General features: G+C 77.0%; 19 protein-coding genes, 2 tRNA genes and 1 pseudogene. 9 read left to right on the plus strand and 13 right to left on the minus strand.

Annotated features, from left to right (window positions below):
• A partial coding sequence (locus HLB09_RS03315) for a glycerophosphodiester phosphodiesterase (RefSeq protein WP_212770482.1) occupies positions 1 to 1,069 on the plus strand: 1,069 nt, incomplete at its 5' end.
• A gap of 53 nt (positions 1,070 to 1,122) precedes the next feature.
• Here the strand turns inward: HLB09_RS03315 and HLB09_RS03320 are convergent.
• The 4 genes from HLB09_RS03320 to HLB09_RS03335 form a co-directional block, all read right to left on the minus strand.
• Positions 1,123 to 2,019 carry a YhjD/YihY/BrkB family envelope integrity protein gene (locus tag HLB09_RS03320; RefSeq protein ID WP_171201986.1) on the minus strand — a complete coding sequence of 299 codons (897 nt, stop codon included), beginning with the start codon at positions 2,017 to 2,019 and terminating at the stop codon, positions 1,123 to 1,125.
• A gap of 49 nt (positions 2,020 to 2,068) precedes the next feature.
• A complete protein-coding gene (locus HLB09_RS03325; protein WP_212770483.1) occupies positions 2,069 to 3,193 on the minus strand; it encodes a type IV pilus twitching motility protein PilT in 1,125 nt (374 codons plus the stop codon).
• 116 nt (positions 3,194 to 3,309) lie between these two features.
• A complete protein-coding gene (locus HLB09_RS03330) occupies positions 3,310 to 5,301 on the minus strand; it encodes an amylosucrase (RefSeq protein WP_212770484.1) in 1,992 nt (663 codons plus the stop codon).
• A gap of 57 nt (positions 5,302 to 5,358) precedes the next feature.
• Positions 5,359 to 5,586, minus strand: a complete 228-nt coding sequence (locus tag HLB09_RS03335; protein WP_171201988.1) for a biotin/lipoyl-binding carrier protein — start codon at positions 5,584 to 5,586, stop codon at positions 5,359 to 5,361.
• 301 nt (positions 5,587 to 5,887) lie between these two features.
• On the opposite strand from HLB09_RS03335, the gene HLB09_RS20295 reads away from it, so the two are divergent.
• Positions 5,888 to 5,962, plus strand: a complete 75-nt coding sequence (locus HLB09_RS20295; RefSeq protein WP_409372975.1) for a 50S ribosomal protein bL37 — start codon at positions 5,888 to 5,890, stop codon at positions 5,960 to 5,962.
• A 125-nt stretch (positions 5,963 to 6,087) separates the two neighbouring features.
• On the opposite strand, the gene rsrA is transcribed toward HLB09_RS20295, so the two are convergent.
• Complete coding sequence (gene rsrA / locus HLB09_RS03340; RefSeq protein WP_171201989.1) at positions 6,088 to 6,369, minus strand: mycothiol system anti-sigma-R factor; 282 nt, start codon at positions 6,367 to 6,369, stop codon at positions 6,088 to 6,090.
• Positions 6,366 to 7,172 (minus strand): sigma-70 family RNA polymerase sigma factor, encoded by an 807-nt coding sequence (locus tag HLB09_RS03345; RefSeq protein WP_246234127.1) that lies wholly within the window; start codon positions 7,170 to 7,172, stop codon positions 6,366 to 6,368. The genes rsrA and HLB09_RS03345 overlap by 4 nt, the downstream gene beginning before the upstream one ends.
• Before the next feature lie 235 nt (positions 7,173 to 7,407).
• Between HLB09_RS03345 and HLB09_RS03350 the strand changes: the two genes are divergently transcribed.
• The 5 genes and pseudogenes from HLB09_RS03350 (at position 7,408) to HLB09_RS03365 (ending at position 11,639) form a co-directional block, all read left to right on the plus strand.
• Positions 7,408 to 7,965: a DoxX family protein gene (locus HLB09_RS03350; RefSeq protein ID WP_171201990.1), complete on the plus strand. Its 558-nt coding sequence runs from the start codon at positions 7,408 to 7,410 to the stop codon at positions 7,963 to 7,965.
• Positions 7,966 to 8,200: 235 nt separating this feature from the next.
• Entirely contained in the window at positions 8,201 to 9,538 is a 1,338-nt protein-coding gene (aroA, locus tag HLB09_RS03355) for a 3-phosphoshikimate 1-carboxyvinyltransferase (protein ID WP_171201991.1), read from the plus strand.
• Positions 9,539 to 9,825: 287 nt separating this feature from the next.
• Positions 9,826 to 10,422, plus strand: a pseudogene (gene rsgA / locus HLB09_RS20300) (GTPase RsgA); the annotation flags it as partial.
• Positions 10,423 to 10,548: 126 nt separating this feature from the next.
• The gene (gene hisN / locus HLB09_RS20305) at positions 10,549 to 11,382 is read left to right on the plus strand and encodes a histidinol-phosphatase (protein ID WP_212770486.1); all 834 of its coding nucleotides are present in this window, start codon (positions 10,549 to 10,551) and stop codon (positions 11,380 to 11,382) included.
• 26 nt (positions 11,383 to 11,408) lie between these two features.
• A complete protein-coding gene (locus HLB09_RS03365) occupies positions 11,409 to 11,639 on the plus strand; it encodes a DUF6480 family protein (protein WP_171201993.1) in 231 nt (76 codons plus the stop codon).
• An 88-nt stretch (positions 11,640 to 11,727) separates the two neighbouring features.
• Here the strand turns inward: HLB09_RS03365 and HLB09_RS03370 are convergent, their stop codons facing one another.
• From HLB09_RS03370 to HLB09_RS03385, 4 genes are all read right to left on the minus strand, one after another.
• Positions 11,728 to 13,197 (minus strand): glucose-6-phosphate dehydrogenase, encoded by a 1,470-nt coding sequence (locus HLB09_RS03370; RefSeq protein ID WP_171201994.1) that lies wholly within the window; start codon positions 13,195 to 13,197, stop codon positions 11,728 to 11,730.
• An 85-nt stretch (positions 13,198 to 13,282) separates the two neighbouring features.
• A tRNA-Met gene (locus HLB09_RS03375) sits at positions 13,283 to 13,359 on the minus strand.
• Positions 13,360 to 13,502: 143 nt separating this feature from the next.
• Positions 13,503 to 13,579, minus strand: a tRNA-Met gene (locus HLB09_RS03380).
• 106 nt (positions 13,580 to 13,685) lie between these two features.
• Positions 13,686 to 16,736, minus strand: a complete 3,051-nt coding sequence (locus tag HLB09_RS03385; RefSeq protein WP_212770485.1) for a UPF0182 family membrane protein — start codon at positions 16,734 to 16,736, stop codon at positions 13,686 to 13,688.
• Positions 16,737 to 16,891: 155 nt separating this feature from the next.
• Here HLB09_RS03385 and HLB09_RS03390 point away from each other — a divergent pair, with 155 nt between their 5' ends.
• A complete protein-coding gene (locus HLB09_RS03390; RefSeq protein WP_171201995.1) occupies positions 16,892 to 17,476 on the plus strand; it encodes a PPA1309 family protein in 585 nt (194 codons plus the stop codon).
• An 84-nt stretch (positions 17,477 to 17,560) separates the two neighbouring features.
• On the opposite strand, the gene HLB09_RS03395 is transcribed toward HLB09_RS03390, so the two are convergent.
• Positions 17,561 to 18,712, minus strand: coding sequence for a YlbL family protein (locus HLB09_RS03395; protein ID WP_171201996.1), 1,152 nt, complete (start codon positions 18,710 to 18,712; stop codon positions 17,561 to 17,563).
• Positions 18,713 to 18,959: 247 nt separating this feature from the next.
• On the opposite strand from HLB09_RS03395, the gene HLB09_RS03400 reads away from it, so the two are divergent.
• Positions 18,960 to 20,456, plus strand: coding sequence for a zinc-dependent metalloprotease (locus tag HLB09_RS03400; RefSeq protein WP_171201997.1), 1,497 nt, complete (start codon positions 18,960 to 18,962; stop codon positions 20,454 to 20,456).
• A 48-nt stretch (positions 20,457 to 20,504) separates the two neighbouring features.
• On the opposite strand, the gene HLB09_RS03405 is transcribed toward HLB09_RS03400, so the two are convergent.
• Both HLB09_RS03405 and HLB09_RS03410 read right to left on the minus strand, forming a co-directional pair.
• Complete coding sequence (locus HLB09_RS03405; RefSeq protein WP_171201998.1) at positions 20,505 to 20,825, minus strand: hypothetical protein; 321 nt, start codon at positions 20,823 to 20,825, stop codon at positions 20,505 to 20,507.
• Between the two features lie 132 nt (positions 20,826 to 20,957).
• A complete protein-coding gene (locus HLB09_RS03410; protein ID WP_171201999.1) occupies positions 20,958 to 22,277 on the minus strand; it encodes a thymidine phosphorylase in 1,320 nt (439 codons plus the stop codon).
• Positions 22,278 to 22,419: the final 142 nt, after the last annotated feature.

Here is a 22,419-nt window from a genome sequence, read left to right on the forward strand (position 1 = left end):
CCACCTGCTCGGGCTCGGGCTCGCCACCGACGCCCAGACCTGCCTCGACGTCGCGCTCGAGCACGCCGCCGCGGGCGACGACGCCGGAGCGCTCGCAGCGCTCGACGCCGCGGAGGCCGCCGAGTCCCGGCGCGCCCCGGGGGCGCCGCCCGCCGTCGTGGCCCACCGCGGGAGCTCCTCGACGGCCCCCGAGAACACCCTGGCCGCCTTCGAGGCCGCGCGCCGCGCCGGTGCGCCCTGGGTCGAGACGGACCTGCGCCGCACGCGGGACGGCGTCGCCGTCGTCCTCCACGACCCACGGCTCGAGCGCACCACCGACGGCGCCGGGGACCTCGCCGGCCTCACCGCCGCCGAGGTGGCCGCCCTCGACGCCGGGTCCTGGTTCGCCCCCGGCTTCGGCGGCGCCCGGGTCCCGCTGCTCGACGAGCTCCTGGACTGGGCGGCCGCCCACGACGAGCCGCACCTGCTGCTGGAGCTCAAGGGCTCGTGGGCGCCGGCCGAGGTGGCGCCCGTGGTCGCGGCCGTCCGCGCCCGCGGGCTCGCCGAGCGGGTCGTGCTCCAGTCCTTCGACGCGGGCACCGTGGCCGCGTGCGCCCACGCGGCGCCGGACCTCGCGCTCGGCCTGCTGCTGCGCGAGGGCGGCGGGGTCCCTCTCCTCGAGGCCGGCGCAGGGACGCAGGACGGGCCGGGGCACGGCGAGACGGGCGGTCCGCCGCGCGTGTCCGAGGAGGTGCGCCGCCTCGTCGCGGAGCACCGCTTGTCGGCCGTGAACCCCGGCGCGCGCCTCGTGGTGGGCTCACCCGAGGTCGTCGGCGCCCTCCACGACCTCGGCGTGGCCGTGTGGGTGTGGACGGTCGACGACGCCGCCCGGTGGGCGCAGCTGGAGGAGGCCGGAGCGGACGGCGTCATCACGAACCGACCCGACCGCATGCTCGGGTGGGTGGAGGGGCGCCGCTCCCCCGTGCCCGCGCCGCGGCGCGGCGGCACGACGACCGCCGCGGACGCCGGCCCCGCACCGGCGGACGCCGGCCCGGCGCCGGACGACGGGACGACGCTCGCCGCCCCCTGAGCCGCGGCCCCCACCTCGACCGTCTTGAGCCCCGCGGGCCCCGCCCGCGGGGCTCAGCCCTCGCGGCGCAGGCGCACGGCCGAGAGGGTGGCGGCGAAGCCCACGAGCACGACGACGTGGAGGAGCCAGAGCCACAGCAGGGCCGCGATCACGCCGCCCACGGGCGCGGAGCCGCCGAAGGGCGCCCCGATGTCGACCGGCAGGGCGACGAAGAGCACGATCCCCTGCACGAAGCCGGCGACGAAGGCGCCCGTGGCGAAGCCGCCGGCCAGGGCCGCACGCCAGGACAGGTGCTGCGGGGCGACGGTGCGGAAGGTCCACGCGAGCGGCAGGGAGATGACGACCCAGTCGACGTTGAGGGCGACGTAGACGCCGAGGGCCGTCCCCCGCGCGCCCTGGGAGAACAGGTCGGCCACGAGCGGGGTCACGCCGAGGACGACGAGCAGCAGCAGCGGCGCGGCCGCGAGGACGGGGAGCACGGAGGCGCGGGCCCGCCACCCGGAGCCGAGCCGCCGCAGCCAGCGCGACCCCCGCTCCTCGTCGCCGCCCGGCGCCGGCGGCTCGCCGCCGAGGGCCGTGTAGGCGCGGCGCAGCCCCTCCCCGTACAGGCTCGCGGGGAAGAGGCTGAAGATGACGACGGGCCAGGCGACGCCGAGCCCGTAGACGACGACGGACCGGGCGACGACGTCGGCCGACATCGCCGAGGGCAGCGCGGCCTGCAGGGAGGCGCCGAGGGCGAGCACCCGTTCCTCGCCGACCAGCCAGCCCGCGACGCGGACGGCGATGAGGACCGAGGGCACCGCCGCGAGCGCCCCGTAGAAGGTGAGGCCAGCGGCGGTCAGCGGGAGCTCGCGGCGCCGCAGGAGCTGCCGCGTCGGCCCGGGCAGCCGCCGCAGGACCTCGCGCCGGGTCAGCCCGCGCTCGGGCGGGCGGGACGGCGCGACGGGCACGCCTCAGCCTCGCACGCCAGGGCACCCGGACCGCCGACCGACGGTGCGCTCAGGCCACGAGCCCGAGCCGGCGCATCTCCACGGCGAGGTCGTGCGGGCGCGTGGCGGCGGCCATGGCGTCGTCGAGGCCGACGACGCCGTCGCGGTAGAGCTCGACGAGGTGCTGGTCGAAGGTCTGCATGCCGTAGAAGGCCCCGTCGGCGACGAGGTCGGCGATGGTGGCCGTCTTCTCGGGGTCGGCGACGGCGTCCGCCACCCGCCCCGTGCCCACGCAGACCTCCACGGTGACGGCGCGGCCCTGGCCGTCGGCGCGGGGCACGAGGCGCTGGCAGACGATGCCCCGCAGCGAGCCGGCGAGGGACAGGCGCACCTGCTGCTGCTCGTGGTGGGGGAAGAAGTCGATGATCCTCGCCACCGTCTCCGTGGCGTCCGTCGTGTGGAGCGTGCTCATGACGAAGTGGCCGGTCTCCGCCGCCGCGAGCGCGGCCCGCACGGTGTCGGCGTCGCGCATCTCGCCGACGAGGACGACGTCGGGGTCCTGGCGCATCGCCGCCCGCAGGGCGCTGCCGAAGCTGGCGGTGTCGAGCCCCAGCTCGCGCTGGTTGATCATGGCGAGCTTGTCCTGGTGGAGGACCTCGATGGGGTCCTCCACCGTGAGCAGGTGGACCTCCCGGTTGCTGTTGATGTGGTCGACCATCCCGGCGAGCGTCGTCGTCTTGCCCGAGCCGGTTGGGCCGGTGACGAGGACGAGGCCCCGCGGCTCGAGGGCCAGGGTGCCCACGACCGCGGGCAGGCCGAGGTCGGACAGCGGGACCGCGCCCACGGCCACCCGGCGGATGACGAGGCCCACCGACCCGCGCGCCCGGAAGGCGTTGACGCGGAAGCGCCCCATGCCCGGGACGGAGTAGGCGAAGTCGGCCTCGAGGGTCTGCGCGAAGCGCTCCCGCGCGTCCTCGCGCATCACCTGCCGCAGCAGGCCCTCGGTGTCCGCGAAGGTGAGGTCGCGGAACTGCAGGCGCCGCAGGCGCCCGTCGATGCGCACCCGCGGCGGCGAGCCGACCTTGCAGTGCAGGTCCGAGCCCTGCAGGTCGCACAGCGCCCGCAGGAACGGCCAGACGGACAGCTCCTCGGCAGGCGTCTCCGGCGGCGTGGACGTCGCGGGCGCAGTGGTCACGCCGTCCCATCGGCACGTCCCACCCGCACCCTGAGACCCGGACCGGCCCGGACCAGCCCGGACCAGCCCCGGACCCATCCCGGACCGCGGCAGCCGTCTGGGCCGGCCGCCCTCGCTCAGCGCGAGCCGACGAGCCAGACGACGTCGTAGGGCGAGAGCCACAGCGCCCCGTCGCCCCCGCGCTCGGGCACCCGCCCGGTGAGGGCGTCGGGGGCACCGCCGAGACCGGCGGCGTCGAGGCGCTCGCCCGGGAACGGCCGCCAGGAGCCCGTGACGTTGGCGAGCAGCAGGAGGTCGCCCTCCGGGTGGCGGCGCAGGACGACGAGGACCCCCGGGTCGCTCGGGTCGAGCACCTGCGCGGGCGTCGCGGCGTGCAGGTGCGGCAGCGACGCGCGCGTGCGGGCGAGGTGGCGGACGCCCGCGAAGACCGTTCCCGCGACGGTCGAGGGGTCGTGGCGCTCGGCGAGGAGGACCTCCGAGGCGCGGGGGCGGTGGACCCAGCGGTTGTCGGCCTCGTGGCCCGGCTCGCCCGCCCAGCCGGGGTCGCCGGGCTGGCCGACCTCGTCGCCGGACCACAGCACGGGGACGCCGCCCCACCCGAGGACGACCGCGTGGGCCAGGAGGACGCGGCGCACGGCGAGGTCGACGTCCTCGTCCCCCGGCCGCCCGCCCCGCGCGAGCGCCGCCTCCAGCCCGGTGAGCGCCGCCGTGGCGCCGCTCGTCCGCCGGTCGCCCGTCGCCGGGTCCTCCTGGAAGACCAGCCCCGTGGCCGGGGAGCCGGGGAAGGCGCCGGAGTACCAGTCCGCGAGGAACGACCGGTGCCCGTGCCCGGAGAGGCCGACGGCGGCGGCGTCCTCGTCGGAGACCGCCCAGCCGATGTCGTCGTGGCAGCGCACGTACGTGATCCACGCGGTGGAGGAGGGGGCCGGCGGGATGCGCTGCAGCGCGCGCGTCGCGAGCACCACGTCACCCGTGGCGAGCATCGACCACACCTGGACCATGAGGCTGTTGTGGTAGGCGAGGTCGCTGACGCGCCCGGCGTGCGCACCGGTGCCGAGGTAGGGGACCAGGTCGTCGGGGGCGACGATGGCCTCGGCCTTGAGCAGCAGGCCGGGGCAGGCCACCCGGGTGACGCCGCGGAGCACCTGGACGAGGTCGTGGACCTCGGGCTGGTTCTGGCAGCTCGTGCCCAGGCGCTTCCAGAGGAACGCCACGGCGTCCAGGCGCAGCACCTCGACGCCGAGGTCGGCGAGGTGGAGGACGACGTCGACCATCTCGGCGAGGACCTCGGGCGAGGACCAGTCGAGGTCCCACTGGAAGCTGTTGAAGGTCGTCCAGACCCAGGCGTCCAGCTCCTCGTCCCAGGTGAAGCTGCCGGGCGAGGTGTCCGGGAAGACCTCCGGCAGCGTCCGCTCGAAGGCGTCGGGCCCCTCGCGGTCGCCGAAGACGTGGAAGTAGCCCCGGTACCGCGCCCTCTCCTCGGGCGTGCCGCGCCGCGCCAGCTCCGCCCACGGGTGCTCGCGGGCCACGTGGTTGAGCACGAGGTCGAGCACCAGGCTCACGCCGCGGCCGCGCAGGGTGGTCGCGAGCTCCCGCAGGTCCTCGGTGGTGCCGAGGTCCGGGCGCACGCGGCGGTAGTCGGCGACGGCGTACCCGCCGTCGCTGTCGCCCTCGCGGGGCAGCAGGAGGGGCATGAGGTGCAGGTACGTGACGCCGAGCTCCTCCAGCAGGGGCAGCCGGTCGCGGACCCCCGCCAGGGTGCCGGCGAAGCGGTCGGCGTAGGCCGCGTAGCCCAGCATCCCCGGACGCTGGAACCAGTCAGGCGCCAGCGTCCGGGCCTGGTCGAGCCGGTGGAGGTCCTCGTCGCGGCGGGCGTAGGAGGTGGCGGCGGCCCGCAGGAGCCGCACCTCCAGGCGCGCGGCCGCCTCGGTCCCGTGGACGGCCGCGAGACCCTCCCGCACGTCGGGCCACCAGCGCTCGACGCGCAGGTGGAACAGCTCGCGACGCTCCGGCGCCAGGCCCGCCAGGAGGTCGTCCGCGGCCGCGGCGACCGGCTGCGGCACCCGACCCGTCACCGGTCGCGGCTCCCGCGCCACCTTCTCGTCCACGCCCGCTCCGCCCGTCCGCCGACCCCGCCGCGGGGGCACGCTAGCGGCGCGAGCGCCTCAAGGGGCCGGCGCCGCCTCGAGGACGACGAGCAGGTCGCCCTCCTGGACGACGTCGCCCGGGCTCACCGTCACCCGCGCGACGCGCCCGCGCCCCTCGGGGACCACGGGGATCTCCATCTTCATCGACTCCAGCAGCAGCAGCGTCTGGCCGGCCTCGACCACCTCGCCGACGTCCACCGCGATGCTGAGGACCCCCGCCACCATCTCCGCCCGGACGCTCTCCACGCTGCCGATCGAACCACGCGCGGGGCCGGGCCCGGTGACGCAGGGCCGGGCCGGGGCCGGGGCGGGAGCCGGGGCGGGTGGTGGCGCGCGCACTCCGGCACTGGCTCGGCGCGCCGTGCTCACCACCCGCGGGGGTCAGGGCGCCGGCCTGACGTGCTCTCCGCGCCCGCACCACCACCCGAGGACGGCGCAGCCCTCACCTGCGCGCGCCACTGCCGGCAGCCGACGCGGCGCCTCACCGTGCTGTGGGACGATCGTTCCCGCCCGCGACCGCGGGTCTTCCGACGGACGAGGAGGCGGCATGAGCAAGCGCGCCCGCAAGCGCCGCTCGCGCAAGAAGAGCAGCGCGAACCACGGCAACCGCCCCAACAGCTGAGCGCGGCCCACCCCGGTGGGCCGCGCCCGCCCGGGACGGCCACAGCACGACGACGGGCCCGCACCACCTCGCGGTGGTGCGGGCCCGTCGTCGTGGCGGGTGGCCGTCGTGCTGGCCGGCGCGTCCTAGCCGGAGCGCACCTGCGTGATCTGGGTGAGGATCTTCACGCGCAGGGTCTCGGGTGCGCAGTCGCTCGCGCAGGCGCGCTTGACGACCTGGCGCACCACGACCTCCACGTCGCGCTCGCGCAGGCACGGCGCGCACTCGTCGAGGTGGCGCTGGATGCGGCCCACGTCGACCTCGTCCGCGGTGGACAGCTCGTGGTCGAGGAAGGCGTAGAGCCGGTCGATGACCTCGTCGCAGTCGGTCTCCCGCGGCCCCGGCGAGGGCCCGTCCACGGCGCTCATGCGTCCGCCCCCTGACGGGCCGCCGACACGCCGCGGTCGCGGGCGTAGTCGGAGAGCAGGTCGCGCAGCTGGCGGCGACCCCGGTGCAGCCGCGACATCACGGTGCCGATGGGCGTGCCCATGATCTCCGCGATCTCCTTGTAGGCGAAGCCCTCCACGTCGGCGAGGTACACCGCGATGCGGAAGTCCTCGGGGATCTGCTGCAGGGCCTCCTTGACGTCGGAGTCCGGCAGGTGGTCGAGGGCGTCGGTCTCCGCCGACCGCAGGCCGCTCGAGGTGTGCGACTCGGCGCGCGCGAGCTGCCAGTCCTCCACGTCCTCGGAGTGCGACTGCTGCGGCTGCCGCTGCTTCTTGCGGTAGGTGTTGATGTACGTGTTCGTGAGGATCCGGTACAGCCAGGCCTTGAGGTTCGTGCCCGGCCGGTACTGGTGGAAGGACGCGAAGGCCTTGGTGAAGGCCTCCTGCACGAGGTCCTCCGCGTCGGCGGGGTTGCGCGTCATGCGCATCGCCGCCGAGTACAGCTGGTCCAGGTGCTGCAGCGCCTCCGCCTCGAAGCGGGCCACGCGCTGCGCCTGCGTCTCCTCCTCGGACACGCGCGAGGAGCGCTCGCCGACGCCGTCCCCCACCTCGACCTGGGGCTGGACGTCGTCGCCCCCGCCGTCCGCCGCGGTCGGCTCCGTGACCTGTGCCGTGCGCTCGTCTGCCATCTCGCGCGAGCGTAGTCCCGCGCGCGGGACGCCGCCCGCGGCGGCGGGCCGCAGCGGCGCCTCCCGCCGGCTCTGCGTGTCCAGGACGACCAGCATGCCCCTCCTCCTCGGCCGCGTGCGTGCTCGACGGGCCCCACCCGCTCCCGCGGGTCGGCCTGTCGCTGCTGGGAGGCACAACACGCGTCGGGCCCGCCGGTGTTCCCCCCGGTCCGCTCCCCCGACGCACGCCCCGGCCGCTCCCCGGCCTCAGCCCCCGCACCGCCCGGCCGCCTCGCCCGGGGCGCTCGCTCCCGCGTGGCCCGGGGAGCCGTCATGCGGTAGACCACCGCCCATGACGATCATGCGACGACTCGCCCGACCGCTGCTCGCCGCCGCCTTCGTCGACCAGGGTGTCCAGCTCGCCCGCAAGGCGCCCGAGCGCGCCGCGGCCTGGTCGCCCGTCGTCGAGCGCGTCCGCGAGCCCCTCTCGCTCGGCGACCGCGACGTCGCCACCGTCGTCCGCGTCGACGGCGCCGCCATGGCCGTGTCCGGCCTCCTCTTCGGCCTCGGGCGCCTGCCCCGCGCCTCGGCCCTCGTGATGGCCGTGAGCATGGCGCCGTCGACCGTCGCCGAGCACGCCTTCTGGAAGGTGCAGGGCGAGGAGCGCAAGGCCCAGCGCACCCTCTTCCTCAAGGACCTGGGCCTCGTCGGCGCCGCGCTCGTCTCGGTCGTCGACACCGAGGGCCGCCCGGGCCTCGGCTGGCGCGGCAAGCGGGCCGCCAAGGACGCCTCGCGCGCCTCCCGCGGCGCGGCGAAGCTCGCCCGCCGCGAGGCCCGGCACGCCGCGCACACCGTGGACCGCGAGGCGCGCCTCGCCGGCCACCGCGTCGGCTCCAAGGTCGGCGTCTGACCGCTCCCCCTGCCCGCCGACGGCCCGGTCCCCCACGGGGGCCGGGCCGTCGGCGTACCGGCGCCGGTCCCCCGGCGTGCCGGCCCCGTCGCCGCACCGCAGCACGAGCCGCCCACGGCCCCGGCCGCACGCGGCCCCACCGGGCCACCACCGGCCACCGCCGGGGCTACGAGCGCGCCCGCGCGGCCGTCACCGGAGGCGGGTCCCCGTCCGGCTCTTCCCTACGCTGGCGGGCATGGAGCTCTCCCGGTGGCCCGCCCCGACCGCGCCCGGCCCCGTCGACGCCGTCGTCTCGCTCCCGGGGTCGAAGTCGCTGACGAACCGCTACCTCGTCGTCGCGGCGCTCGCCGACCGCCCCTCGCGGCTGCGCTCCCCCCTCGTCTCGCGCGACACCCGCCTGATGGCGGGCGCGCTGGAGGCGCTCGGCGCCCGCGTGCGCGAGGTGGAGGGGGCGACCGGCCCCGGGAGCGTCGACTGGGTCGTGGAGCCGGCCGAGAGGCTGCGCGGCGGCGCGGTCGACGTGGGCCTCGCGGGCACCGTCATGCGCTTCGTCCCGCCGCTCGCCGCCCTCGCCGACGGGGACGTCCGCCTCGACGGCGACCCCCGCGCCCGGGAGCGCCCCATGGCGCCCGTCGTCGACGCGCTGCGCGCCCTGGGCGTCGACGTCGAGGACGCGCCGGGCGGCGCCCTCCCGATGGTCGTCCACGGTCGCGGCGCCGTCCGCGGCGGCGCGGTCACCATCGACGCCGGCGCCTCGAGCCAGTTCGTCTCCGGCCTCCTGCTCGCCGCCCCGCGCTACGCCGAGGGGCTCGTCGTCCGGCACGCCGGCCCGCCGCTGCCCAGCCAGCCGCACGTCGCCATGACGGTCGAGACGCTGCGCGACGTCGGCGTCGACGTCGACGACTCCGAGCCCGACACCTGGGCGGTGCGCCCGGGCCCGGTGGCCGCCCTCGACGTCCAGGTCGAGCCCGACCTGTCGAGCGCGGCGCCCTTCCTCGCCGCCGCCGCGGTCACGGGCGGGCGCGTGCGCGTCCTCGGCTGGCCGCAGCACACGACGCAGGCCGGCGACGCGTTGCGAGACCTCCTCGACGAGATGGGCGCCGAGGTCTCCCTCGACCGCGAGGGCCTCGTCGTCCGCGGCGGCGAGCTCTTCGGCGTCGACGTGGACCTGCACGAGGCCGGCGAGCTCGTGCCCGTCGTCGTCGCCCTGGCCGCGCTGGCCTCGACGCCCACACGGGTGCGGGGCGTCGCGCACCTGCGCGGGCACGAGACGGACCGCCTGGCGGCGCTGGTGCGCGAGGTCGAGCGGCTGGGCGGGCGCGCCGAGGAGACCGAGGACGGCCTCGTCGTGCGGCCCCGGCCGCTGCACGGCGACCTCGTGCGCACCTACGCCGACCACCGCATCGCCCAGGCCGCCGCCGTCCTCGGCCTCCGCGTCCCGGGCGTCGTCGTCGAGGACGTGGAGACGACGGCGAAGACGCTCCCCGGCTTCGTCGACCTGTGGACCGGCATGCTCGACGGCGCCGGACCGGGCGGAGCGGGCGCGACCGCGAGCGGGGCGGCCGCCCGGTGAGCCGCCGGGTGCCGGACGAGGACGACGTCCGGACGCGGCCGAACCCCCGCGGCTCGCGCCCGCGCACGAAGGAGCGGCCGCGCCACGCGGACGCCGTCCCCGGCCGGGTGCTCACCGTCGACCGCGGCCGCTCGACGGTCCTCGTCGGCGAGGGCACCCCGCAGGAGGTCGAGGTCACGGCCGTCAAGGCGCGCGAGCTCGGACGGGCGGGCGTGGTCGTCGGGGACCGGGTGCACCTCGTCGGCGACACGAGCGGCGCGCCGGACACCCTGGCCCGGGTCGTGCGGGTGGACGAGCGCCGCACGGTCCTGCGCCGCTCGGCCGACGACGACGACCCCGTGGAGCGCGTCCTCGTCGCGGGCGCCGACCAGCTGGCGGTCGTCGTCGCCGCCGCGGACCCGGCGCCGCGGACGGGCCTGGTCGACCGGTGCCTCGTGGCGGCCCTCGACGCCGGCATGGACGCCCTCCTCGTCGTCACCAAGGGCGACCTCGCCGACCCGGCGCCGCTCCTGGAGGCCTACGCCGCCCTGGACACGCCGGCCGTCGTGCTGCGCCGCGCCGCGACCGGCGGCACCAGCGGTCCGGACGGCACCGGCGGCGCGGAGGGCACGGGCGGCGGCGCGCCCCCGCGCCACGACGCCGCCGGCCTGGCGGAGCTCCGCGAGCGCCTGCGGGGCCGCACCACCGTCCTCGTGGGGCACTCGGGCGTCGGGAAGTCGACCCTCGTCAACGCGCTCGTGCCCGACGCGGGCCGGGCGACGGGGCGCGTCAACGACGTCACGGGGCGGGGCCGGCACACGTCCTCCTCCGCGCTCGCGCTGCGGCTGCCCGGCCCCGCGGGCGGGCCGCCCGAGGGCTGGGTCGTCGACACGCCGGGCGTCCGCTCGTTCGGGCTGGCGCACGTGCGCCCCGGCTCCTTGCTGGCGGCCTTCCCGGACCTCGAGCCCGGCAGCGACGCCAGGCGGGCCCCCGGTAGCGTCCGGCCCGTGAGCCCCACCTCGGCCGAGAGCCTGCGCCGCGCCCGCGGGGTCGACGACGACCTCCGCCTCGCGCACGTCGTCGTCGACGCCGTCGACGCCCTGACGACGTCCCGCTTCGGGGCGCTCGACCTCGCCGTCGAGGCCAAGCCCGACCTGACCCCGGTCACCGACGCCGACCGCAGCGCCGAGGAGCTCGTGCGCGCGCAGCTGGCCCGCACCCGCCCCCGCGACGCCGTGCTCGGCGAGGAGGGCGGCGCCACCGGCAGCGGGTCGCGGCAGTGGGTCGTCGACCCCATCGACGGCACGAAGAACTTCGTCCGGGGCGTGCCCGTGTGGGCGACCCTGCTGGCGCTGCTCGTCGACGGCGAGCCCGTCGTGGGCGTCGTGTCGGCGCCGGCGCTGGGCCGCCGCTGGTGGGCCGGCACCGGCACGGGCGCGTGGACGGGCCGGTCGCTGTCGTCGGCCCGGGCGCTGCACGTCTCGGCCGTCGACGACCTCGCCGACGCCTCGCTGTCCTACTCGAGCCTCGGCGGGTGGGAGGAGCGCGACCTCCTCGAGCCCGTCCTCGACCTCACCCGCACCGTCTGGCGCACCCGGGCCTACGGCGACTTCTGGTCGCACGTGCTCGTCGCCGAGGGGGCCGTGGACGTCTCCTGCGAGCCCGAGCTGGCGCTGCACGACATGGCGGCCCTCGTGCCGGTCGTCACCGAGGCCGGGGGCCGCTTCACCTCGCTCTCGGGCGAGGACGGGCCGCACGGCGGCAGCGCCGTCGCCACCAACGGGCTGCTGCACGACCGGGTCCTCGCGGCCCTGGCGCCCCGGCCCGCGGGGACGACGACGTCGCCAGGACCCGCCGCGCGCTGAGCCGCCCGGCTGCGCAGACTGGGCGGGTGACCACACCCAGCGCAGACCCGGACCCGTCGGACACCCCCGGCCTCGAGGAGGGGAACGGCGTCCGCCCGGGCGACACACCGCCCTCGGAGGCCGGGACGTCGGGCCTCTCCTCGCACGAGGCGAAGGAGCCCTCCGGCGCCGTCAACAAGGCCATCCCGATCGCCATCGTGGCGCTGGTCTTCCTCTTCGTCCTCTTCCTGCTCGTGCGCGCCGCCTGGCCCAGCTGAGCGGCCTCGCCGCGCTGACCCGCACGCGCCAGGACGCACGACGGCCCGGCTCCCGCGAGGGGGCCGGGCCGTCGTGCGTCGGAGGAGGTCAGGAGCCGGCGGGACCCTGGTCCTCGCCGCCCCCCTCCCGCCGCTCGTCGGCGCCCACGAGCCAGCCCCGCGGGCCCGCGAGCTCGTCGGCCGCCGCCGGCCCCCACGAGCCGGGCGCGTAGGGCTGCACCTCGGGGCGGTCCTCCAGCAGGGGTCGCACCCGCGACCAGGCGCTCGCGAGCCCCTCAGAGCTGGTGAAGAGCGAGCGGTCGCCCCGCAGCACGTCGAGCAGCAGCGCCGCGTACGGGGGCAGCGGGTGCCCGCCCTCGACGTCGGTGAGCGAGAGGTGCGCCGACGTCGCGGTGAGGGCCATCTCCGGCCCCGGCTTCTTGAGCACGAGACCGACGTCGAGCGCCCCGGGACCCGACAGGTCGAACGTCAGCACGTCACCGCCCTCGGGCAGGTGGGTGAGCGGCGTCGGGTCCGGGCGGCGCAGCACGAGGCTGACGCGCTGGGCGTCGCCGCCCATGCGCTTGCCGGTGCGCAGGAGGAAGGGGACGCCGTGCCAGCGGTCGGTGTCGACCCACACCCGCGCCGCCACGAAGGTGTCCGTGGTGGAGTCGTCGTCGACGCCCTCGATGTCGCGGTAGCCCTCGAACTGCCCGAGGACGACGTCGTCCTTCGACAGCGGGCGCACCGCCGCGAGCACCTCCTCGCGGGCCGCCTGCAGGTCCTCCGGGGAGCTCGACGCGGGCGGCTCCATGGCCACCTCCGCCGTCACCTGGAACAGGTGGGTGACGAGCATGTCGAGCACGGCGCCCGTGGCGTCGTAGAACTCGGCGCGGTCGGCGACGTCGAGCGACTCGGGCACGTCGACCTGCACCTGCTCGACGACGTCCCGGCTCCAGGCCGAGCCGAACAGCGCGTTGCCGAAGCGCAGGACGTGCAGGTCCTGCGTGCCCTCCTTGCCGAGGAAGTGGTCGATGCGGAAGACCTGCTGCTCGTCGAGCACCTCGTGCACGAGGTGGTCGAGCTCGGCGAAGTCGTCCGGGGAGGTGCCGAAGGGCTTCTCGTAGACGACGGTGGCGCCGTCGGCGAGGTCGTGCTCGCCGATGGCGCGGGTGGTCTCGGGGAAGGCCTTCGGCGGGATCGCCAGGTAGTGCACGAGGTGGGCCCGCTCCCCCGTGCCCCCGCTCATGTCCGACCGGGCGTGCGCGATGACGTCGAGGAGGCTCCCCGGGTCGTCGGTCTTGAAGCCGCCGCCGGCGAACAGCAGGCGTGAGGAGAAGTCGTCCCACGGGCCCTCGTCCGGGTGCGGGCCGAACTCCTCGAGGACCTCGCGGACGTGGCCGCGGAAGTCCTCGTGCGCCACGTCGCCGCGGCCGTTGCCGACGAGGCGCCAGTCCTCCGGCATGAGCCCGCGGCACGCCAGGTCGTAGAAGGCCGGCAGCACCATGCGGCGGGCGAGGTCGCCCGTGGCGCCGTAGAGGACGAAGACGGTGGGCGGGGGCGTCGTGGCGTCGGACATGCCCTCGACGCTAGGGCCGCTCGCGAGCCGCCGCGCCCCGGGACGGCGCAGGCCCCGGACCTGTCGGTCCGGGGCCTGTGCCTCGTGGTAGCGGGGGCAGGATTTGAACCTGCGACCTCTGGGTTATGAGCCCAGCGAGCTACCGAACTGCTCCACCCCGCGTCGTGGCAGCGACGGTACGTCATGACCGGCCGCAGGCCAAACCACCGGTGGTCGTGGCCGTGGCCGCGGTCGTGCCGCCCCGTGCGACCTGCACCGCGGACGACGAAGGCCCCCGGACCACTGGTCCGGGGGCCTTCGCCACCTGGTAGCGGGGGCAGGATTTGAACCTGCGACCTCTGGGTTATGAGCCCAGCGAGCTACCGAACTGCTCCACCCCGCGTCGCACGAGGAACAGTACGCGGGGTCCCCCTCGTCGCCAAATCCGCGCGGCGGTGACCGGCGACGCGGTCGGCGGTCACCTCCCGGGCGACCGCCGACCGCTCCCGTCACCCGCCCGCGGTGCCCTCGGCCGGGGCCGTGGCCGTCGCCGTCGGCGCGGGGGTGGAGCCGTCCTGCGCCGTCGCGTCGGCACCGGTGGCGGCGTCGACCTGCCCCTGCGCCTGCAGGGCCCGCGTGACGGCCTCGGACAGGGCGTCCTGCTGCTCGCCGTAGGTGGCGAAGTCGCCGTCGGCGAGCGCCTGCTGGCCGGCCTGCAGCGCCGCCTGCGCGTCCTGCAGGGCCTCGGCCAGCTGCTCCTGGGCGCCGGACGGAGCGGGCGCGCCGCCCCCGCCCTCCGCCGGCGGGGTGACCGGGCCGTCGCCGCCGTCGCCGGCGTCGCCCGCGGTCGCGCCCGAGTCGCCGCCGAAGACCTGGTTGAGCGCCTCGTCGAGGGTCTGGGCGAAGCCGATCTCGCTGCCGAAGGACACGAGCGCGTACTGCAGGCGCGGGATCTGCGTGCCGCCGGAGCTCTGCACGTAGACCGGCTGCACGTAGAGCAGCCCGCCGCCCACCGGGAGGGTGAGGAGGTTGCCGAACGCCACGTCGGTGTTGTTCTGGCTCAGCAGGTTGAGCTCGGTGGAGATCGTCGGGTCGGCGTCGAAGTCGTTCTGCACCTGCCCCGGCCCGTTGATCACGAGGTTGCGCGGCAGCTGCAGCAGCCGCAGCTGCCCGTACCCCTCGGCCACCTGCCCGGGCCCGCTGCCCCCGGCGTCGCCGTCCACGGCGAGGAAGCCCGTGAGGATGTTGCTGGCGTCCGCGTCCGAGCTCGGGATGTAGGAGGACGTCAGCGAGAAGGCCGGCTCGTCCTGCCCGGGCATCTGCAGCGTCAGGTAGTAGGCGGGCTGCAGGGGCGGCCGCACGCCCTCGGGCACGTCGGCCGTCGGGTCGTCCGGGATCTGCCAGCGGTCGCTGTTCTGGAAGAACACCGCCGGGTTCGTCACGTGGTAGGCCCCGAGGACGCTGCGCTGGACCTTGAAGAGGTCGTCGGGGTAGCGCACGTGGTCGAGCAGGTCCTCGCTCATCTCCGACACCGGCGTGAGGGCGTCGGGGAAGACCGACTCCCACGCCTGCAGCACCGGGTCCTGCTCGTCCCAGGCGTACAGCACGACCTCGCCGGAGTAGGCGTCCACGGTCGCCTTGACCGAGTTGCGGATGTAGTTGACCTCCTCGGGCGGGAGCGCCGTGAGGGTCTGCGCCCCCTGCCCCGCCGCCGCGGCCGAGCCGGTGAGACCGGCGGTCTGGCTGTCGACCGTGACGTCCTGCAGCGTCTGCCGCTGGGAGTAGGGGTACTCGTTGCTCGTCGTGTAGCCGTCGACGATCCAGACGACGCGCTCGTCGACGACGGCCGGGTACGGGTCGCCGTCGAGGGTGAGGAAGGGGGCGACCTTGCCGACGCGCTCGCGCGGGTCGCGGTCGTAGAGGATCTGGCTCTCGCTGTTGAGGGCGTCCGACAGGAGGATGTTCTGCTCCTGGAACTTCACGGCGTAGAGGAGCCGCTGCCACCACGAGCCGACCGACGGGCCGCCGTCGCCGGAGTAGGTGTTGTTGGCGACGCCGTCGCCGCCCTCGTCGTCGGTCGGGTAGTCCACCTCGCGGGGCTCGGTGCCCTCGGGAGCGCCGACGATCGAGTACTCCGGCGAGTTCTGCCCGAAGTAGATGCGCGGCTCGAAGTCGCCGAGCGCGCCCGGCGTGTTGATGCCGGACTGGAAGTAGGCGGGCAGGCCGCCCTCGCCGCGCTGGTTGCCGTAGGCCGCCACCACGCCGTAGCCGTGCGTGAAGATCGTGGCGGTGCTCACCCAGTTCTGCTGGCCGCCCGACAGGCCGGAGAGGTCGAGCTCGCGCACGCCGATGACGGCGTCCTCGACCTGCCCGTCGATCTCGTAGCGGTCGACGTCCAGCGGGTCGGAGAACGTGTAGTACTGCCGCTGCCGCTGGTCCTGCTGGAACGCCGGCTGGACGATCGCCGGGTCGAGCACGCGGATGTTCGCGGTGGTCTCGGCGTCGTCGCGCAGCGCGCCCGCCTCGGCCTGCGTGCTCGCCTGGTAGTTGGTCACCTCGGTGGTGTCCACGTCGAAGGCGGCGCGGGTCGCGTCGATGTTGTGCTGCAGGTACGGCGCCTCGCGGGTCTGGGCGCTCGGGTCCACCTGGAAGCGCTGGACGACGTAGGGGTACACGCCGCCCACGACGACCGCGGAGGCGAGCATGACGACGACGCCGAGCGCGGGCAGCCGCCAGCTGCCGCGGAAGGCCGTGACGACGAAGAGCACGGCGACGAGCAGCGCGATGACCGCGAGGATCGTGCGCCCCGGGATCTCGGCGTTGACGCCCGTGTAGGTGGCGCCGAGGAATCGGCCGCTGCCGTCCGTCAGCGTGCTGTACCGGTCGAGCCAGTAGGAGCCGGCCTGCAGGAGCACGAGGAGCCCGGCGCTCACCGACAGCTGCACGCGGGCCGTCGTCGTGGTCCGGGGGCCCTGGCCCTGCAGCCGCAGGCCGCCGTAGAGGTAGTGCACGAGGGCCGCGCCGATGCCGGCCAGGAGCACGACCGCCGTGAGGAAGGACACCAGGAAGCTGAGGAAGGGCAGCGTGAAGACCCAGAAGCCGACGTCGGTGCGGAAGATCGGGTCCTCGGCGCCGAAGGGCTCGGCGTTGAGGAAGAGCAGGACCTGCTCCCACTGGGCCGACGCCGCCGACCCCGCGAAGAGGCCGAGGACGACCGGCACGGCCACCGACAGGAGGCGGCGCAGCGGCTCGAGGCTCTCGCGGTAGCGGTCGAGGTTCGCCGACTCGGCGTCGACCGGCGCGTAGACCGGGCGCGACCGGTAGGCCACGCGGAGGCTGACGAGGACGGCGACGGCCATGAGCAGGCCGCCGACGGCGAAGAGCGCGCCCTGGGTGAGCAGCCTCGTGGTGTAGACCTCGGCGAAGCCGAGCTGGGAGAACCACGCGTACTCGGTGACGACCTGGCTCGCGGCCACGACGAGGCCGACGAGGACCACGACGACGACGACGGCGGGCAGGAGCGCGCCGCGGCGCCGCGGCGGTGATGTGCTGGAGCTCACGTCTGGGGAACCTCTCGTGGTCGTCTCGCGACGGCCGGCTGCGGGCTGCGGACGGTGCGGTCCCAGGGTCCCACGGTCACCGCCGGCCCCCAGGGCGACCCCCGGCCCCCCTGCCGGGCGGCCGCGGGGCGCCCGGGTGCGGCACGATCGGCGCCGTGGACACCTCCCCCGGTCCCTCCCCGGACGACGAGCGGGCCGCCCCGCCGGTTCCCCCGCTCGCGGCGCTCGAGCGCGCGGCCCTCGAGGTCGAGCGCCACGCGGCGGTCGCCGGGTGGGACGCGCCGCCGCGCGTCTTCGCCCTCGTGCGCACGGCGGACGCCGTCGCGGCGGACCCGTCGCTGGCGGACGTCCTGCCCGCCGAGGTCGTCGCCGAGGCCCTCGGCGACCCCGACCACCTGACGTCGGTCGAGCAGGAGGAGCTGCCCGAGGCCGAGGGCCTCGAGGAGCTCCTCGGGCGCATCGGCTGGCCGCCGGCCGTGGCGGGAGCGGCGGTCGTCGTCGAGCGCGTCGTCGTGCCGCCCTCCGTGGAGCTGCCCGAGGACCCCGCGGCCGCCCTCGAGGCGGTGCGCTCCCACCCCGAGCGCCAGGACGTCCGCATCGCCGTCGCCGTGCTGCGGGACGGGTCCACGGGCAGCGCGGTGCGCCGGCGCCTCGAGGACGACGACCTGCGCGTCGTCGTCGGCGAGGACCTCGTGCCCGGCCTGTCGGCGGCCCTGCGCGCCACGCTCACGGGCGGCTGACGCCGGCCCCGCTCCCGGAGGCCGCCTGCGCACCGCGTCCTCGGGAAGGTGGTCCGCGGGGCCCGCGCGGGCGGAGGGCGGTGCTCAGCCGGCCGCGGCCAGCGCCTCCCGGCAGCCGGGCAGCTCCTGCCCTCCCCCGTCGGCCAGCTCCTCGAGGGCCGAGCGCGCCTGCTCGAGGGAGGAGACGGCGACGACGCGCATCCCGTCCGGCACGTGCCCGACGACCTCGTCGCAGTTGACCGCCGGGGCGAGGAAGACCTCGGCCCCCGCGCGGGAGGCGCCCACGAGCTTCTGCCGGATGCCGCCGATGGGCCCGACCGCGCCCTCGGCGCTCACCGTGCCCGTCCCGGCGACGTGCAGGCCCCCGGTGAGGGAGCCGGGCGTCAGGAGGTCGACGAGCCCCAGGGCGAAGACCATGCCGGCGCTCGGGCCGCCGACGTCGTCGATGCTGATGTCGACCTCGAAGGGCACCTGCACCTCGGGGTCGAGCAGGACGCCGAGGACGGTGCGGCCGTCGTCGCCCCGGGACGTGGTGACGGCCACCTCGAGGTCCGCGCCGTCGCGCTCGAGCCCGAGGCGCACCTCGGCGCCGGGCTCGACCTCCTGGAGGCCCGCGCGGAGGTCGTCGACGGTCGGGGCGGGGCGGCCGTCGACCGCGGTGATGACGTCCCCGCGCTCCAGGCCCTCCGGCAGCTCCTCGCCGGCCGCCCCGGAGACGCGCAGGCGCACGTCGACGGGGACGTCGAGCTCGCGCAGGGCGGCTGCCGTCGCCGCCTGCTGGGAGGACGACATCTGCGCCTGGCGCGCCTCGTCGACGTCCTCGCGGGTCTGGTCGGGCGCGAAGACCCGCCCCACGGGCAGGGCCTCCTCCACGGGGTCGAGCCACGCGGAGACCACCTGCGCGAGGACGACGTCACGGCCGGGGCCGCCGGAGGTGCTCACCGTCAGCAGGTCCAGGCTCCCCTCGGTGGGGTAGGTCTCCCGCCCCTCCACGCTGATGAGCGGCTCGCCGTCGCGCCCCTCGCCGAGGACGTCGAGGACGGGGCCGGGGGCCTCCACCGCGTACGGCGTGCCGGCCGCGCCGAGGAGCGACAGCAGCAGGAGCGACGCCGCGAAGCAGACGCCCAGGGCGCCCGCGGCCGAGCGCCACGGCCCGCGGCGGCGCTCGGCGCCGCCCTCGCTCCCGGCGGCGCCGTCGGGGTCGGACCGGTCGACCGCGCTGACGTCCTCGCCCATGCACCCCTCCTCGACGCCGCCTCCGCCCCGCGCCCCTGCGGGCGGGGCGCTACGCCCTGCGCGGACGGCGCCCGCGCGAGGGCGATCCTCCCCCGCCGCTCGCTACCGTGGAGAGCCGGGGCGCCGCACGGGCGCCGGCGCGAGGGCCGGACCCCGGGCCGTCGTCCCCCGACCGCCCCGTCCGCACCGGCGCCCACCGGCGAGCACGAGCCGGCGACCCGCACGCGTCCCGCCCGCAGGAGGAGCCATGAGCCAGACCCCGCCCCCCGGCCGCCCCGACGACGGCGAGGGCCGCAACCCCCTCGAGGACCTCCTGCGCCAGCTGATGGGCGGCATGCCGCCCGGCGGCGGACCCGCCGGCGCGAACCCCTTCGCGGGCCTCGACCCGGCCGCCCTCCAGGCCGCGGGGCTGCCCGGCGACCCGGCGGCGCTCGGCCGGATGATGGCCCAGGTCCAGCAGATGATGGCGGGCGGCGGGGACGGGCCCGTCAACTGGGACCTCGCCCACCAGGTGGCCCGCCAGCGCGCCGTCGTCGACGGCGACCCGAGCGTCCCGGACGCGGCTCGCCGCTCCGCCGCGGAGGCGCTGCGGCTGGCCGACCTGTGGCTCGACGAGCGCACGGCCCTCGGGAGCGCGGGCGCGACGAGCGCCGCCTGGTCGCGCTCGGAGTGGGTGGAGGCCACCCTCCCGGTCTGGAAGCAGCTCGCCGAGCCCGTGGCGCGCTCCGTGGGCGAGGCGATGGCGACGGCGATGGCCGAGCAGGCGCCGCCGGAGATGCGGGCCATGGTCTCCGCGGCCAGCGGCGTCGTCCGCTCCGTCGGCGGCGCCGTCTTCGGGATGCAGGTGGGCCAGGCGATCGGCGAGCTGGCCGGCGAGGTCGTGTCGGGCACCGACATCGGCCTGCCCCTCGCCCCGGAGGGGACCACCGCCCTCCTGCCCGCGAACGTCGACGCCTTCGCCGAGGGCCTCGAGGTCCCGCTGGAGGAGGTGCGCCTCTACCTCGCGCTGCGCGAGTGCGCGCACGCCCGGCTCTTCACGCAGCGCCCCTGGCTGCGCGCCCACGTCCTCGGCATCGTCGAGGCCTTCGCCGCGGGCATCCGCATCGACACCGAGCGCATCGAGGAGGCGGTGCGGTCCGTCGACCCGACCGACCCCCGGACCACGCGGGTGCGCCAGGCGCTCGCCGACGCGGGGGCGGAGGCGGACGTCGTCGTCCTCGACCACGTGGCCCGCTCCCCCGAGGACCTCGCCGACGAGCTGGGGGTCCCCGTCGGGGCGCTCGTGCGCTGCCACCTGCTGCTCGTCGAGGAGGAGGACCCGTCCGCGCCGACCGCCACCCGGTACGGCGGGGAGCCGGACGAGGGCCCGTGGCCGCCGCTCACGGGCGGGGCCGAGCGCCGCGGCGCCGGTGACGCCGAGGTGCCGGCCGTGCTCGTCCTCGCGCCCCAGCGGCGGCGCGTGCGCGCGACGGACGTGGCGGGGGCGGCGTCCGGCCTCGGCGTCACCGCCGTCCGCGCCGCCGCCCCCCACGAGGTGCTGGCCCTCACCGGCTGCGCCCCGGAGGACCTCCCGCCGACGGGCCTGCCGACCGACGCCCTGCGGGTCGACGTCGTCCTCGTCGACACCGCCCTGGGCGACCACGCCGTCCTGTGGGCGCCCGCGGGCCGCCCGGGCACGGCGATGAGCACCAGCTACGAGGAGCTGATGCGCATCACCCTCGGGCACCCGGTCGAGCTGGCCTGACGCCGGCCCGGGGGCCGCGCACCCCGGGCCGGCCCGCCACGACCCGGGTCAGTAGCCCCCGCCCTGCTGGCCGTGGTGCTCCGGGCCGGTGTCACCGCTGACGGCCCCGTCGGTCGACGGCGCGTCCTCGCCCGCGAGGACGCCGCCCAGCGGGTCGCCGCCGGAGGTGCCCGTGGAGTCCGGCAGGTGGGTGGTCTCGTCCTGGTCCTCCGGCACCGAGCCGCCCCCGGAGGCGCGGGAGACGTAGTTCGTCTGCTCCCCCTGGACGGTCTCGACCTCCGCGTTGTCGAAGACGTCGACGTCGCGCGGCTCCTCCGCGCGGTCGCCCTCGGTCCCGTCGGCCCCGGTGCTGCCCGTCTGCTCGCTCACGCGTCCTCCTCGTCCCAGCGGCGGGCGTCCGCCCGCCGGTGCCCCACCCTGGGCGCCCGTCCGGACGCGCGCGAGCCCGGACCCCGGGCAGGGGCGTCGAGCGGAGGCAGGACCCGGCCGGACGGCGGGCCCTCAGCCGCCGACGCGGTCGAGCACGAGCTCCGGGACGTCGGGGCGGGAGCCCTCGGGGGCGACGTCCACGGCGCCCTCGAGCGCCTCGCGGGCGCGCCCGAAGCGCTCCGGGGTGTCGGTGTGCAGGGTCATCAGCGGCTGGCCGGCGCGGACGGCGTCGCCCGGCTTGGCGTGCAGCTCGACGCCCGCCCCCGCCTGCACCGGGTCCTCCCGCCGCGCGCGCCCGGCCCCGAGGCGCCAGGCGGCGACGCCGACGGCGAGCGCGTCGAGGCGCACGAGGACGCCGTCGGCGGGCGCGAGGACGACGTCCGTCTCGCGGGCGCGGGGCAGCTCGGCGCCCGGGTCCCCGCCCTGCGCGGCGACCATGCGCCGCCAGACGTCCATCGCCCGCCCGTCCGCGAGGGCGTCGGCCGGGTCCACCCCGTCCACGCCCGCGGCCGCGAGCATCTCGCGGGCCAGCGCCAGGGTGAGGTCGACGACGTCGCGGGGGCCGCCGCCGGCGAGCACCTCGACGGACTCGCGCACCTCGAGGGCGTTGCCCGCCGTCAGCCCGAGCGGCGTCGACATGTCGGTGAGCAGCGCCACCGTGCGCACCCCGGCGTCGGAGCCGAGCGCCACCATGGTCTCCGCGAGCTCGCGGGCGCGCTCGAGGTCCTTCATGAAGGCGCCGGAGCCGACCTTGACGTCGAGCACCAGGGCGTCGGTGCCCTCGGCGATCTTCTTGCTCATGATCGAGCTGGCGATGAGCGGCACCGACTCGACCGTGCCCGTGACGTCGCGCAGCGCGTAGAGGCGCTTGTCGGCCGGCGCGAGGTCGGCCCCCGCGGCGCACACGACGGCGCCGACGTCCTCGAGCTGGCGGCGCACCTCGTCGGTGGACAGCGACGCCCGCCAGCCGGGGATCGCCTCCATCTTGTCGAGCGTCCCGCCCGTGTGGCCGAGGCCGCGCCCGGACAGCTGGGGGACGGCCGCGCCGCACGCGGCGACGAGGGGCGCCAGCGGCAGCGTGATCTTGTCGCCGACCCCGCCGGTGGAGTGCTTGTCCGCCGTGGGCCGCGACAGGCCCGAGGAGAGGTCGAGCCGCTCCCCCGAGGCGATCATCGCCGCCGTCCAGCGGGCCGTCTCGGCGCGGGTCATCCCGTTGAGCAGCACGGCCATGGCGAGCGCCGACATCTGCTCCTCGGCGACGACCTCGCGGGTGTAGGCGTCGACGACCCAGTCCACCTGGGCGTCGGTCAGCGCCCCGCCGTCGCGCTTCGCGCGGATGACGTCGACGGCGTCGAAGGGCTCGGGACGGGCGGAGGGCTGGTCGGCGGCCATGGGCGCGACCCTACGGGCGACGCCGGCCGCCCCCGGGCGACGCCGGGGGGCCGGCCTCAGCCCGCCCGGTCGCCGGGGGCGAGCTCGGCGAGCAGCGCCGCGGTCTCCCCGTCGGGCTGGGCGCCCGCCCCGGCCAGGGCCG

Origin of the sequence: Pseudokineococcus marinus, assembly GCF_013004605.1 — a bacterium.
GTDB lineage: Bacteria > Actinomycetota > Actinomycetes > Actinomycetales > Quadrisphaeraceae > Pseudokineococcus > Pseudokineococcus marinus.

Coding starts and splice junctions, on each gene's coding strand:
- HLB09_RS03395 (WP_171201996.1), bottom strand. CDS start 18,712: ATGGGCGAGGACGTCAGCGCGGTCGACCGGTCCGACCCCGACGGCGCC.
- HLB09_RS03350 (WP_171201990.1), top strand. CDS start 7,408: ATGACGATCATGCGACGACTCGCCCGACCGCTGCTCGCCGCCGCCTTC.
- HLB09_RS03345 (WP_246234127.1), bottom strand. CDS start 7,172: ATGCTGGTCGTCCTGGACACGCAGAGCCGGCGGGAGGCGCCGCTGCGG.
- HLB09_RS03410 (WP_171201999.1), bottom strand. CDS start 22,277: ATGGCCGCCGACCAGCCCTCCGCCCGTCCCGAGCCCTTCGACGCCGTC.
- aroA (WP_171201991.1), top strand. CDS start 8,201: ATGGAGCTCTCCCGGTGGCCCGCCCCGACCGCGCCCGGCCCCGTCGAC.
- HLB09_RS03400 (WP_171201997.1), top strand. CDS start 18,960: ATGAGCCAGACCCCGCCCCCCGGCCGCCCCGACGACGGCGAGGGCCGC.
- HLB09_RS03370 (WP_171201994.1), bottom strand. CDS start 13,197: ATGTCCGACGCCACGACGCCCCCGCCCACCGTCTTCGTCCTCTACGGC.
- rsrA (WP_171201989.1), bottom strand. CDS start 6,369: ATGAGCGCCGTGGACGGGCCCTCGCCGGGGCCGCGGGAGACCGACTGC.